This window comes from Bacteroides sp. 14(A), assembly GCF_000526555.1.
GTDB lineage: Bacteria > Bacteroidota > Bacteroidia > Bacteroidales > Bacteroidaceae > Bacteroides > Bacteroides cellulosilyticus.
On record NZ_JAGH01000001.1, the window covers coordinates 1,312,242 to 1,326,832 of the forward strand.

General features: G+C 42.8%; 12 protein-coding genes. 7 read left to right on the forward strand and 5 right to left on the reverse strand.

Annotation, left to right across the window (positions count from 1 at the left end; translation table 11 throughout):
* Window position 1: 1 nt before the first annotated feature.
* Window positions 2-1,267 (reverse strand): metallophosphoesterase, encoded by a 1,266-nt coding sequence (locus K429_RS0104890; RefSeq protein WP_025726215.1) that lies wholly within the window; start codon window positions 1,265-1,267, stop codon window positions 2-4.
* Window positions 1,268-1,644: 377 nt separating this feature from the next.
* Here K429_RS0104890 and K429_RS0104900 point away from each other — a divergent pair, with 377 nt between their 5' ends.
* The 5 genes from K429_RS0104900 (at window position 1,645) to K429_RS0104920 (ending at window position 8,872) form a co-directional block, all read left to right on the forward strand.
* On the forward strand, window positions 1,645-2,934 hold the full coding sequence (locus K429_RS0104900) for a DUF3945 domain-containing protein (protein WP_025726216.1): 1,290 nt from the start codon (window positions 1,645-1,647) through the stop codon (window positions 2,932-2,934).
* A 102-nt stretch (window positions 2,935-3,036) separates the two neighbouring features.
* Complete coding sequence (locus K429_RS0104905) at window positions 3,037-3,483, forward strand: DUF1896 domain-containing protein (RefSeq protein ID WP_025726217.1); 447 nt, start codon at window positions 3,037-3,039, stop codon at window positions 3,481-3,483.
* Entirely contained in the window at window positions 3,473-3,652 is a 180-nt protein-coding gene (locus K429_RS30605) for a hypothetical protein (RefSeq protein ID WP_025726218.1), read from the forward strand. The genes K429_RS0104905 and K429_RS30605 overlap by 11 nt, the downstream gene beginning before the upstream one ends.
* Window positions 3,653-3,751: 99 nt before the next feature.
* Window positions 3,752-7,768, forward strand: a complete 4,017-nt coding sequence (locus tag K429_RS0104915; protein WP_255347627.1) for an N-6 DNA methylase — start codon at window positions 3,752-3,754, stop codon at window positions 7,766-7,768.
* An 81-nt stretch (window positions 7,769-7,849) separates the two neighbouring features.
* Window positions 7,850-8,872, forward strand: coding sequence for a hypothetical protein (locus K429_RS0104920; RefSeq protein ID WP_025726220.1), 1,023 nt, complete (start codon window positions 7,850-7,852; stop codon window positions 8,870-8,872).
* A 165-nt stretch (window positions 8,873-9,037) separates the two neighbouring features.
* On the opposite strand, the gene K429_RS0104930 is transcribed toward K429_RS0104920, so the two are convergent.
* Complete coding sequence (locus K429_RS0104930; protein WP_025726221.1) at window positions 9,038-9,367, reverse strand: hypothetical protein; 330 nt, start codon at window positions 9,365-9,367, stop codon at window positions 9,038-9,040.
* Between the two features lie 5 nt (window positions 9,368-9,372).
* On the reverse strand, window positions 9,373-9,669 hold the full coding sequence (locus K429_RS0104935) for a helix-turn-helix domain-containing protein (RefSeq protein WP_007655403.1): 297 nt from the start codon (window positions 9,667-9,669) through the stop codon (window positions 9,373-9,375).
* 722 nt (window positions 9,670-10,391) lie between these two features.
* Between K429_RS0104935 and hisS the strand changes: the two genes are divergently transcribed.
* Both hisS and K429_RS30610 read left to right on the forward strand, forming a co-directional pair.
* Entirely contained in the window at window positions 10,392-11,756 is a 1,365-nt protein-coding gene (gene hisS, locus K429_RS0104940) for a histidine--tRNA ligase (RefSeq protein WP_025726222.1), read from the forward strand.
* Between the two features lie 77 nt (window positions 11,757-11,833).
* Window positions 11,834-12,001, forward strand: coding sequence for a hypothetical protein (locus tag K429_RS30610; RefSeq protein WP_007214867.1), 168 nt, complete (start codon window positions 11,834-11,836; stop codon window positions 11,999-12,001).
* A 160-nt stretch (window positions 12,002-12,161) separates the two neighbouring features.
* Here K429_RS30610 and K429_RS0104950 read toward each other — a convergent pair whose 3' ends face one another.
* Window positions 12,162-13,382 (reverse strand): hypothetical protein, encoded by a 1,221-nt coding sequence (locus tag K429_RS0104950; RefSeq protein ID WP_025726223.1) that lies wholly within the window; start codon window positions 13,380-13,382, stop codon window positions 12,162-12,164.
* A 102-nt stretch (window positions 13,383-13,484) separates the two neighbouring features.
* On the reverse strand, window positions 13,485-14,336 hold the full coding sequence (locus K429_RS0104955; protein ID WP_025726224.1) for a bile acid:sodium symporter family protein: 852 nt from the start codon (window positions 14,334-14,336) through the stop codon (window positions 13,485-13,487).
* Between the last annotated feature and the right edge of the window lie 255 nt (window positions 14,337-14,591).

Genomic DNA, 14,591 nt, shown 5'->3' on the forward strand with positions numbered 1-14,591 from the left:
ATTACTTGTTTAATTCGTTTAACAATTGTTGGTAAAGACCTTTTTCTTTGACTGCTTTTAAAAATATAAGGCAATTAGCACGATCTGATCTTTTGTCATCATAAGTTTCCGGCAAGAGTTTCTCAATAATTTCTCTTTGATTGTCACTATTGATGAACATGTAATTGATTTCATTAATTGGTATCATAATATCTTCTATTGCTATTGGATCTTTTTTGGCTTCTTCTTGTGCAATTTCTGACCAATTATCGGGAGAAGCTAAAGATACAGACATTGTTTTAGATTCTTCTACATATTTAATGAAATAAGCCCCGTCCCATTTACGAGATTCAAGTTTTACTGTCATAATAGTGTTTTCCACACTAAGTTCTATAACATTATAAACAGGAGGACAATCCATTATATCTACCTCTTGTTCAGGCTGAAATGCTCCAGAAAATATTTTAATAGTTTTGTCATTTTGGGAACTCTGGATATGCATATGACCAAAAAATTGTAATTTAAAACGGTCATCAAATATCTTACAAATATGATTTTCATCTATGAGCCAATCTAAAGGATGATGTATCATCGAAATATTTATCTCATTAGAGTACGCTTGAATATTATAAGCAGCTCTGGGAAGGAATGTGAGATGATTATCCTCTTTTAAATCTTTCCTCGCTCTTTCTTTGCCATCGCATGTAAGAGTACTATTTAGACCATACAAATTAACTTTATAATCGCCTTCTTTACCTAAGCTAAATTTCCAATAATAATTCTTATTGTCAAAACAAAGCTCATCCATATCATCAATCATAATGGTTTCACTCACTTCATCAATAAAATATGGTTGTGCAAACTCATTGTAGGCAGATAAAGGAGCATAAAGTATTTTTAGTGTATCAGGCTCTGTGTGCTTGATTGTTTGTAAGAAATTATTATTATTTTTCTTGTCCAATAATAAAGGTCTCAACAGATTACGCGTTACTTCATAGCTTTTTCTGTTAATATCATGATTACCTGGAACTACAAAAATATTAGGTCTTTTCCCATTTACTTTAAGAACATTACTTACCGTATCTATAAATTCTTTAGCTTTATTAAATTCCTCCTTTTGTCCTTTACAAGCAATGTCTCCACAAATTAAAACATAGTCAATGATTCCAAATTGTTGCTTTACGTTCTCCAAATCTTCAATAAAACGTATACGCATTTGCGCATAATCATCTTCAGTCTCTTCGCAGAAGAGGAAATGTATGTCGGAAAATTGTAAAAATCGTATCATATCTTTAAATTCTTTATGAGTTCGTATGAAAGAACTTTATCAGCATTCCATATTTTTCCTGCCTTCTTATACTTAGTCGTCATTTTTTTCTTTACTATAAGTATTTCCGGAATATGCATTTTTTATCCTATACAAAGGTAATGAGATTTATTGATATGTGAAAATTTGTTTTCAGAAAATTGTAGCTTATGTTTTTGAAGCAAACAATAATCATTGAAGAGGATATTACTTTTGGACAATTCCCGCCAATTCCCGTCATTCATTTCCATCAATCTTAAAAATGTAACATCCTATTAATTAAACCTCTACATTCGCACCGACGGGCTAAAGTTTACCCGGTATTGATTAATTATTGTATCACTTAAATTATTGATTTTATGGCTAAGAAAAAGCAAGAGCAACAAGAACAGAATCAGGACGAGCATGTAATGGCCATCCTTGACAAGCGAACCAACAAGACCGCAGTCGTTTCCAAAATGAACGAGCAGGACGGCAGTCTCGAAATCGTGCCACCCGACAAGAAGAACAGCAGCAGCTTCCTAAAACTGGATCGTACCTCACCGCTGGAACTGTTCTTCACGAATTTCAAGAACCAGTACAACAATCCCACGAGTTTCAGTTTTTTCCTCGTACCTCTTGTCCTTTTGGAAAAGACACTGAATGCCGTAGTCCAGATCCGAAAAGGCGAAGATCCCGGAGTGGAAGGCAAAAAACTGGTGGAGAACAGCGAACTCAACGATGAAGGGCGTATCGCCAAACTCGCCCGCCGGTATAAGTTCGACGAACACCAACTTCCGTGGAAAGAACTCGCCGCACTGGGAGTTGACAAGCAACTGCTGTTTGACAACCACTGCATGGGTGAGATGCTGAAAGGAAGGATTACCTCGATGGCTTTCCCCATCAGCAAGGAAGTGAACGGTGAAAAGAAGGATATGGGGGAAGCCTGTTTCCTTTGTGTCAAGGGAGAGGACGGCAAGGTACAACTGAAAACTCTAAGCAGACTCGACAAACCGCAGTATGACCTGCCTGCCTATAAAGGAGTATTCACGGACGAGGAAAAGCAGTCGCTTAAAGACACCGGAACTTTGGGGGCAATCAAGGAGATGAAGGATACCCATACGGGAACGGTCTGCAACTGTTATGTATCTTTCCATGAACCGAGCAACCGTATCATTACCATGCCGGTGGATGCCATCAAGATACCCGATTATATCTACGGAAAAAGGCTGGATGACAAACAGAAGCAAATCCTCGCGTCAGGCGGACAGCTTCCTATCAACGACATACAGCGCAAAAACGACACGCTGCTTTCCGGTGTCGCTTTCGTTGATCCGAGGATAATGGACATCGCATTCAAGCAGTCCAGCGAACAACTCAAAGTCAACGACACTATTATGGGGGCCAAAATCACACCTGAACAGAAGAAGATGCTTCAGAACCATGAAATGGTATTCGTTGAGAATATGCGCTATAAAGGCAGGGTATTTTCCGATGATGTACGTTTCAGCAACAAGAGCAACCAACTGCTGATAGGACGCAACGCCCGTGAATACAAACCTACTGTTGAGGGTAAGAAGAACGACAAGAAAAAGGAAGTAAAACAGCAGGCACCCCGTCATGTGGCATCTGTAAAGGCCCCGTCAAAAAAGAGCCTTTCAGTCATGTAACAGACAGATTATTCATGTTTTTGACAGATATATACCCGGTTTTCTTTCATGGTAACCGGGTATATGTTTAAATATCCAGTTAACATTTTAAAGTAATAGCAAATGACTATACAAGATAAAAATACCGCAACCGGAGAATTGTCCTATTTTGAGACAACTCTCCTTCTTTATTTAAAGGAAAGCCATCCGCATATTGCCGGTGACAAAGAACTTGTCCGAACGCGGGCCGACAAGGCGGCAGGCAGCTATGAACGTGCCATACGTGACGGTTTATCCGTTACGCAGGCTTTGCAACTGTCCGAAGCCGTTCTCTATCAAGACTTGCGCTTTTCCAGGTTCGATACGGTTTTCGAGGTCGTGTCGGAGTGGTTTCCCGAAGTACGGCCCGAAAGACGGACGGATTTCTGCCTGAAAGTATTGTTACCCGCAGAAGCGGTGTTCAACAAATACCCTATAGATGACCGGTTTGAATCATCTCCGTCCTATCATACACTTACCATTGAACTTACAGGTTTCATACAATCTTATATCGAAAAATATGGCATATAACAAACGACAACATTTAGCGGACAATATAGCCGCACTTGAATTTATGTTCATGCGCCCGGAGTTTTGTCTCACGGAAGAAGGGCGCAGGGTATTGAACGGCTACTCCGGTTTTGGAGGATTGAAATGTATCCTCAATCCGGCGGAAAAGGACACGGACATAGAAAAATGAACGACAGACAGGGAACTGTTTCCCCAAGTCCGATTGCTGCATGAACTGTTGCGTGAGTATTCCAAAGACGAGACAGAATACAAGGCATACGTCCAAAGCCTGAAAAAATCCGCACTTACAGCCTTTTACACACCGGAGCCGCTGGTAGCGGCCATGCAGGAGTCATTGCAGGTACCGGTAAGCCATCCGGGACGTTTTCTTGACCCTTCCGCCGGAACGGGCATGTTTATCAGCCGGTTGAAAGATGTTCCCGAAATTCATTGTTTCGAGAAAGACAAGCTCACGGGAAAAATTCTGTCATCCCTTTATCCGGAAAGCAAAGTGACCATAGACGGCTTCCAGTCCATACAACCCTATTATAACAGTTACTTCGATATGGTTTCTTCCAATATTCCATTTGGAAATACCAGAGTTTATGACCGGGACTTTGACCGGAGCGAGGACTCTGTGCGTAAATCCTCACTTGCAGCCGTACACAACTATTTCTTTCTTAAAGGTATGGATACGTTGCACGAAGGTGGGATACTGGCCTATATCACGACTTCGGGTGTCATGGACTCACCACAGAACCGTCCCGTCAGGGAATGGCTGATGAACCATGCCAACCTTGTTTCTGCCATCCGTCTGCCGGATAACCTGTTTGTTGATGCGGGTACGGAAGTGAGCAGTGACCTGATCGTCTTGCAGAAGAATACCCGGAAAGCGGAACTGACCGAAAAAGAACGGAACTTTATCGAGACTCGTCTTATATCCGGCAGCATCAATATCAACAACAGTTATGCCGGCTTAGACCATATTGTCCATACAGCCGTATCTATGGGTAAAAACATGTACGGACAACCGGCAATGAACTTTATCCATGAAGGCGGAATTGAGGCCATTGCCGGACATCTCAAACAGTTGCTGGCGCAAGATGTGGAAAATCATCTTGACCGGGAACTCTATGACAACAATCTATCCCGACCAACCGCTTCTACCGGCATTGAACCGGAATTTGAGACACCATTGGAAATAGTAATTGAGAACCATCGGCAAGAGATGCAGGAGGAAAGTCCCGCACAACCCTATGAACCCATGCTCAACCTGTTTGCCGCCTATGCGGATGAAGAGGAAGCGGAGGTGCAAGTAGTGGAAAGCAGGCCTTCCCCAAGCCGGGCACCGTCGGCATCCCGCAAAAAGAAAGGGAATGAACCGGAAATGTTCAATCTGTTCTCGCAAGAGAATATGTATGATGAAGCCGCCGTGCCGGAAAGCATGACCGAAGAACGGGCGGAAGCGGAAGCAAGATGGCTGGAACGCAGACAAAAATTTGAAGAAGAGCGGAAGAAAGAAATGGAGCCACGCCCGTTTACCGGGGAGATACGTCCCGAATACAAGAACGGTTCCATCGTGAAGTCGGGTGAGCAATACGGGTATTTAAGAGGTATGGGCACTCCCGATATACAATTCCATCCGCTCAAACTGACAGTTACCCAGCAATACCGGGCCGCCTACTACATTCCGCTTCGTGAAGCCTACCACAATCTCTACAATACGGAAGCCGAAACGGAAACGGAGCAACCGGAACTCCGGGAGGAACTGGGCAGGCAATACGACCGTTTTTACCGCATGTTCAGAGAACTGAACGGAAAGGATAACGCCAAATTCCTGCTGATGGATGCCGGAGGAAGGGAAATGCTTTCATTGGAACGCTCCGTTAACGGGAAGATACAGAAAGCGGATATATTCTCCGTCCCCGTATCATTCAACGCCAATGAAATGACCCATGCGGATACTCCGCAGGAAGCACTTGCAGCATCCCTGAACAAGTTCGGGGAAGTCAATCTGGAATATATGGAGAACCTCAGCGAGATTGGAAGGCAGGAACTGCTCAGACAACTGGACAACCGTATCTTCTACAACCCCATGATGAAGAACTATGAAATCAAAGACCGTTTCATTGCAGGCAATGTGGTAGCCAAAGTTGAATGGATAGAAAACTACCTGAAAGACTATCCCGAAGATGAAGCGAGCAAGAAATCATTGGAAGTCCTACAGGCAGCCGTACCGGAGCCGATCAGCTTCGAACTCCTTGACTTTAATCTCGGAGAGCGGTGGATACCCATGTCCGTATATGAAGAGTTTGCCGGATACCTTTTTGAGACAAAGGCCCATATCCATTATACGGAATCCATCGACGAGTTCAGCGTGAACTTCGAGAGCAGCAACGCGAACATCACTGATAAATATTATGTAAAGGGGGAGAAACGGGGCTATTACGGATACGACCTGCTGAAACATGCGCTGCACAACACGGTGCCCGACATAACCAAAACCGTGCAGGATGAAGAAGGCAATGATATAAAGGTACGGGATGCCGAAGCCATCCAGCTTGCCGACACCAAAATCAATGAAATACGGTCTGCCTTCACCGATTGGCTGAACGAACAGTTACCCGAATTTAAACAACGCCTTGCGGATTTGTATAACCGTAAATTCAACTGTTATGTGCGTCCCGATTATGACGGCTCCCTGCAAAGTTTCCCGTTCCTTGACCTGAAAGGGCTGGGCATACCATCCCTGTACGACAGCCAGAGAAATGCCGTATGGATGCTGAAGATGAACGGAGGCGGCATAATCGACCATCAGGTGGGCACCGGCAAGACCCTTATCATGTGCATAGCCGCCTTTGAGATGAAACGTCTCGGACTGGCGAACAAGCCGATGATTATCGGACTCAAAAGCAATGTACATGACATAGCCGACACGTTCAAGAAGGCTTATCCGAATGCCAAAGTGCTGTATCCGGGCAAAGAGGACTTTACACCGGAGAAACGTGTCGGAATATTCCATGACATTAAAAACAATAACTGGGACTGCATCATCCTGACACACGACCAGTTCGGAAAAATACCGCAGTCTCCCGAAATACAGCAGGAAATATACACACAGGAGATAAACAACATCGAAGAGAACCTTGCCGTATTCGAGCAGCAGGGCAATGAAGTAACCGGCTGGATAAAGAACGGGCTGGAAAAAAGGAAAGAGAATCTTGAAGCCAAACTTGAAAAGCTGGAGCAGGATATAAAAGACCGGACGGATGACGTGACCGACTTCAGGCAAATGGGCATCGACCACCTCTTCGTTGATGAATCGCATGCCTTCAAGAACTTGATGTTCAACACACGCCATGCGCGAGTTTCCGGTCTGGGCAATCCCGAAGGAAGCATGAAGGCCATGAACATGCTCTTCGCCATCCGTACCATACAAGAACGCACGGGCAGGGATTTGGGAGCCACTTTCTTGTCCGGTACGACCATTTCCAACAGCCTGACCGAACTCTATCTCCTTTTCAAATATCTCCGTCCAAAGGAAATGGAGCGGCAGGGGATTACGTGTTTTGACGGTTGGGCGGCTGTCTATGCGAAGAAAAGCACGGACTTTGAATTTTCCGTAACCAACCAGATCGTGCAGAAGGAGCGTTTCCGCTACTTTATCAAAGTGCCGGAACTCGCCAATTTCTATGCGGAGATAACCGATTACAAAACGGCTGAAGACGTAGGGGTTGACAGGCCGGAACTCAACGAACAGCTCTATCATATACCGCCCACTCCCCAACAGGAAATTTTCATTCAGAAATTGATAAAGTTCGCTGAAACCGGGGATGCGACTTACATAGACAGGGAGCCTCTGTCCGAAGCGGAGGAAAAGGCACAGATGCTGATAGCCACCAACTACTCGAACAAGATGTCGCTTGACATGCGTCTGATAGACCAGCAGTACGGTGACAATCCGGGAAACAAAGCGTCCCATTGTGCGGCCAAAATTGCGGAATATTACTATAAATATCTCGACCAGAAAGGCACACAATTCATCTTTTCCGATCTCAGTACGTATAAACCCGACCAGTGGAACATTTACAGTGAGATAAGACGCAAGCTCGTGGAAGACCATAATATCCCGGAAAGGCAGATAAAGTTCATTCAGGAAGCAGGCAGCGACAATGCACGCAAGGAACTGTTCAGCAATATGAATGCCGGACGCATCCGTTTCCTTTTCGGTTCCACGCAAAAATTGGGAACGGGAGTCAATGCGCAGCAACGTGCCGTTGCAATCCACCATCTGGACATACCCTGAAGGCCGTCCGATCTGGAACAGCGTAACGGACGGGCGGTAAGAAAAGGCAATATCATTGCCAAGCAATATGCCGGCAATAAGGTGGACTGTTATATCTATGCGGTGGAGAAGTCTCTGGACAGTTACAAGTTCAACCTGCTGCATAACAAGCAAGTATTCATCAACCAGCTTAAAAGCCGCAATCTGGCTGCCCGTACCATTGACGAAGGGGCAATCGATGAAAACGGCGGAGGCAATTTCAGCGAATATGTGGCCATTCTTTCAGGCAACAACGATTTGTTGGAAAAAGCAAAACTCGACAAGAAACTGGCAGTTCTGGAAAGCGAAAGACAGGCATATCACCGTAATAAGGGAAATGCAAAAGGCAAGTTGAACGAAAAAACTTCCGAAATAGAAAAGAACAATGTCTTTATCGGGCGTTTCACCAAAGATTGGGAATATCTGAACAAGGTAGCTCCCGCAAATGCGGAAACCGGACTCCGTCCCAATCCCTTGAAGCTGGACGGTGTGGACTCGGACAATATAGAAATACTCGGCAACCGGCTTGCCGCAATCAATCAGAAAGCCCGGACAGAGGATGATTATATGAAAATCGGAACCCTGTTCGATTTCCGCATCCTTGTCCGTACCGAAAAATCTTACGATGGGGATACACAGGTCTTGCATAACAAGTTCATGGTTGAAGGGCTGGACGGCATTAAATATACTTACAATAACGGCTACATAGCCAAAGAGCCGAAACTGGCCGTAATGAATTTTATCAATGCTCTGGAACGTATTCCCGCTATGATAGAGAAACGGGAAAAGGAAAATGCAGAATTGTCAAAGGACATTCCCATCTTGCGGGAAATAGTGGCAGCCACATGGCCTAAAGACGCGGAAATCAAACAGTTGGGCGAAGAGCTTGCTTCACTGAACCGGAAGATACAGCTTACTCTCAAACCTGTGGGCCTGCACGAAGAAGGGAAGGATGAAAAAGCAGAAATGGAAAAACAGAGGATGGTCAGCGGCAGTGACGTGATCCCGAATTTACCACGGCAGGTAAAGCACGTGCCGTCTATGGTAATTGTAAGCCCGGCAAAGGAGTTGAAAAAAATATCCTAATGTTCCCCGCGGCACATTGCTGTACCCCCGGAAGCTACGCAGGCTTCACTTCCGCAGGGGTACAGCAAAGAGCCGCTTTTCAGGAAAAGACAAAGGCACGGCGGACACCCGGATAAATCCGACCTTGTCCGCCGTGCCCTTATCTATGGGGGAACCGGTTATACGTCATCTTTCTTCCTCAAAGGATAGCTCTTCCACTTGTTTGTTTATCAACTTACCGTCAATGGAATCTTTCAGGTTGATAATGTCCGCAATCGAATAATGCCTTGTACCGTCCTCTTCTTCCGCGAAACGCAGACGTCCGTTCAAACGCTGTTTCTCAATTTCGGCGGGGTCAAGCCCGATCAGTTCACACACCTCGTCCGGCAGCATGGACAATGCCATATCGTTTTCCTGACAGATATGTTGCAACACAGCCAGCATGTTCAGGGACTTCTTATAACTTCTCACAAGAGCAGCGAAAGAGCTGCTTTCAATCTTAATCATCTTTTTCATAACGCTTATTTTTTAGAGTTTTCTGTTTTTTCCAATAATACGGCACGAAGGACATCCGAGCGGCGATAGTAGATTTTCCCCTTGTCTCTGTAAAAGGGAAGCGTACCATCGTTACGTCTTCTTAATAGTGTCCTGTCCGACATCTTTGTCAGCAGACGTACACCTTTTGAATCCAGTATCTCACTATCCGGTATATTCTCAACGGCAGGAGAGAGTAACTTTTCAATGTTATTCACTTTGGCAAGTATGGTGCTGAGCATGTGACTCACCCCGGCACCGGGAACGGTTTTTCTATTATTCATAATGACCTCGTTGTTATCGTTTATGGTGCAATATTACGGAGTTGCTTTGAGGCCATTGGTTACTCAACCGTTGAGCAACCGCCAAAAAAAGACAGAAAACGCCAAATTGGGACAAAAAAATAGCCGGAGATACTCCCCCCGGCTATTCTATAAGTAACAGGCATCAATAAATCATGCCTTAAATACTTAATATGTTAATAATCAGATTTATACAAAAATAAATAGCAGAATATTTTGTTATGTTCCAAACATTGCCTACATTTGTATAAGAGTTATTTGAAACTATGCAAAGCAGTGTAACCCGAAGCAGGACTTCCATATCCAAATCGTTACCTGCATCTTTTAAACTTTCTATATTTGTCTAATCTTCAGGGAGTTATATCAAAGCACTTGGTTTCTCTAGGAGAAACACTTAGTTTCAATAGGGGAAACATTTGGTGTCAACGTGCGGAGTGTCAGATATGTGCCAGTCTGATTATTGTTTTACTCGTTGGCGGAGTTAGCTCCTTGCGTGTAGGAATGAAGTAAATGATAAGTAATACTATCTCAATTAGCTTCGCTGACATATTCTCTGATTTTTTTCATTTAGCCCATAACCTTTACAAGAAAGAAATTAATTCCGCCAACGGGTATTGTTTTATATAAAACCGCCTTATCCCTTTTCTTATCTCGATAAAAAACTGTAACTTTGCCCTCTGATTTTAATAGTAATTGAAACAATTATGGCAGCAAAACCCAGTATTCCTAAAGGAACCCGTGACTTTTCGCCGGTAGAAATGGCGAAGCGTAACTATATATTCAATACCATTCGCGATGTATATCATCTCTATGGTTTCCAACAGATTGAAACGCCTGCAATGGAAATGCTTTCCACACTGATGGGGAAATATGGTGAAGAAGGTGATAAACTTCTGTTTAAAATACAGAACTCAGGTGATTATTTCTCCGGACTAACCGATGAGGAATTGCTGAGCCGTAATGCAGCCAAACTTGCAAGTAAATTCTGTGAAAAAGGTTTGCGTTATGATCTCACAGTGCCATTTGCCCGCTACGTGGTGATGCACCGTGATGAAATAACTTTCCCTTTCAAACGCTATCAGATACAACCTGTGTGGCGTGCAGATCGTCCGCAAAAAGGCCGTTATCGTGAGTTCTATCAATGTGATGCTGACGTGGTAGGTAGTGATTCTTTACTGAACGAGGTGGAATTAATGCAGATTGTCGATACTGTATTTACTCGCTTTGGTATCCGTGTTTGCATCAAGATCAATAACCGTAAGATTTTGACGGGCATTGCGGAGATTATCGGTGAGGCAGATAAGATCGTGGATATCACTGTGGCTATTGATAAACTAGATAAAATAGGTCTGGACAATGTGAATGCCGAGTTGAAAGAAAAAGGTATCAGCGATGAGGCTATTGCCCAATTACAACCTATCATTCTACTGAGCGGCACCAACGAGGAGAAACTGGCTACCCTGAAAGAAGTACTTGCCGGAAGTGAAATTGGTCAAAAGGGAGTGGAAGAAAGCGAATTTATCCTGAAAACTCTATCGGCTTTCGGTCTGAAGAATGAATTGGAACTTGATTTGACACTTGCCCGTGGGTTGAATTACTATACCGGTGCCATTTTTGAAGTAAAAGCATTGGATGTACAAATCGGTAGTATTACAGGCGGTGGTCGCTATGATAATCTTACCGGTGTATTCGGTATGGCAGGAGTTTCCGGTGTAGGCATCTCCTTTGGTGCGGACCGTATCTTTGATGTGCTGAACCAGCTTGATCTTTATCCGAAGGAAGCTGTAAACAGTACGCAACTTCTATTTATCAACTTTGGTGAGAAAGAAGCTGCTTTTTCCTTGAATGTACTTGCCCAAGTACGTGCAGAAGGTATTCGTGCGGAAATCTTCCCGGATTCATCTAAAATGAAGAAACAGATGGGCTATGCTAATGCCAAAAATATTCCGTTTGTAGCTCTTGTAGGAGAGAATGAAATGAACGAGAATAAGGTGACACTCAAGAATATGGAGACTGGTGAACAGACCCTGGTTTCGGCCGAAGAATTGATACAAACTTTAAAGAAATAAAAACTTCATAAAAGAGTAAGCTCTTTGTAATCCATCTTGGTTATCTTTGTAGTACTAACCTAACAAAGATAACTATTATGGATGTTTTAGAACCGAAGTATTACGCAGCCATCGGTATGGTGATGACGTTAATAGCCGTAATATTCCTATTCTTGATGGGGAGTGCTTTAGTACATTCTACCAAGAGCTTCTGGCAGGGATATTCGACTGAATTGAGTTGTGATACAGACTTGGATATTGACTAAACTTTCTTAGTTTTGTTATTTATCAGTCGTCAATAGCTTGTTGATAAGAACTTAACTCCTTGTTGACAAGAAGTTAACTTCTTGTATGCAAAGTCTTAACTTCTTGTATGGGGGATTTTGGGGTAAAAAGAATAGGATTGGTATGCCTTAAACCTGCTATTTACAGTTGTTCTTTTGCCCAGGCAATCATTAATTCGTTGCGATCTGAAAGCCAAGCCAGTTGATAAAGTTGGCGAACTACATTCAACCATGACTGGTTACGGTGTTCATCATTATCTCCCACATCTGTTTTACCTCCATTTTTGTAATATTGAGTACGGTTTGTACTGCAAATGCGGGCATATCTGCCGGTGTTTGGTTTTAAGTCGGCATTCGTCATATGCAGGTAAAACTCCAGTTGCTCATCGGTGCAATGCTTATCTGTCGGCATTTTGGTACTATCTGCTACATATACAGTTACTCCGTCTTTGAAAATATATGGTTCATAGAAGTTCTTGGTATACATATCCTCGTATACTACTCCTTGTACAGGGAATTGTGCCCCTGATTGCCGTTTGATAAATTCTGCGAGTTTATACAGGTATGTGGTATCTGTACTTTGCTTAACTTCCCAGCAAGTGGTGGCAATCCATGTGGCAAGTTGTTCTGCATTTGGGTTCAGCAAGTATACCAGTCCGCGCTTGGCTACTCCTTTTTTTATATCTTTCCCGGTGTAATATTCATAGAGTTTCACCGGGTACCCTTCCCAACCGGGGATATCTGTATGTTCGCTTAGTAGTTTCTGGGTCATGTATGCTGATGCAAGCACTGTGCGGCAACGTTCTACCAACAATGGGAAACCGTTTTTTAAGAATGCTTTAGGCAGAGAGTTAAGGGTTGTTTCAGCAGGAAGGGCTTTGGTGGGAGCGGGCGTTGTTACTGTTGTAAATATAACTTGCTGATAGGGCACTAATGCAGACTTTAGTTCATCCCATATATTCTGGTATAAATCGCTATTCTGACTGACACCTTTGTCATCGTAGTAATAGACATGACCGGATTCGCTGCCTCCCCAGTGCTTTTCTTCGCAACGAATATTTAAAGTTATCTGCGATAAATTCTCATTAATAGGCCTGATGACAAAATTCAAAGTTCTCCGTTCATTTGGTTTGAATACTTTTTTTATTTCAACAGGTTTCTGGGCTTGTATGAAACCTGCTTGCTTGTCCAGCGATAGAATGAAATATTCATTATTCTGTACGAAGTCAATCAGTTTGTCAAAAAGAATATTCTGGTCAGCGTTTACATAAATGGCCTTAACTGGTTTTGTAGTTTCTTGTGCAATAGCAGTTAAGCAGATACAGGAGAATAACAACAGTCCGAGGAAACTTTTATTTTTCATATTAATATTGTTTTAGGTTTACCTTACTATGGTGATTCTCACAAATGTAGTAATTTAAGTCTGAATATAGAAAAATATACTACTTTAATTTACAAGTTTGTGTTATTTCCGCTTCACTATTCCCACATATACTAATAGAATTATATTCATCATCAGTGCATAAATTATAGCCGGTATGGCAATTATGTCATTATTGAAAATAAACGGGCTACTTGCAATAGCAATACTTTGGGCTGCATTTTGCATGCCTATTTCAATGATAAGAGTACGCTGTTCTTTCCTGTTCAATTTCATTAACTGGGAGATTAAATATCCTCCACCCATAGCCAATAATATCATTAGTGTGATGCACAGACCTAATCGGCCGATCTGTGCAGCTATCGTTTCATGATGTTGTATGAAGAAAACAGTAGCTAATAAAATCAAAGCAGGGAAGGCAACCTTGGATAATACTTTGTGTATCCGTTCGGCTGCTTTAGGGCAAAAGTGTTTGGTTAAAACGCCTATTGCGATAGGGAGCAACATGAGCAGTAGATTCTGGATAATGAGGCTGCCGACAGGTAGGTGTATTGTTATTCCACTATTGTCTCCTGCAATTTGCGTAGCAAACTCCATAATGACAGGAATAGTAAACAAAGTAATAATACTGCTGAGTGCAGTCAGTGATACGGAAAGTGCGACATCACCTTTAGCTATCATAGAGAATATATTGGAAGAACTCCCACCCGGAGAACAAGCAATAAGTACCAGGCCGATAAAGAACAGAGGTTCCAAATGAAACAGATAACCCAATGCAAAAGCCAATATTGGTAAAAGGATTATCTGTCCTATCAATCCTGCAAAAACAGGATAGGGACGTTGACGAAATAATTTAAAATCTTTAATTTCAAGTGTTAGTCCCAACTCAAACATTAATAATGTGAGAATAGGTAAAACAATCCAGACTGCATTCATGTTCTAAAAACGTTTTTTGAGGGTGCAAAGATAATGCAAATAGAAAGCATAACTTTCATGCTTGCATAGAAAAGTTATGCTGAGATGCCGTTTATCTTCTCTAAAAATAATGGTATATTGTCTTATTCTTTGCCAAATTGGCAGTTTAATACTGACAGAAATTTCGCTTTACTGTTTGGCACGATTTTCGCAATTTGTTCTGCGTCTCACTAAAATGAGACAAGACATTACTATAATAAATGTATAACATATAAA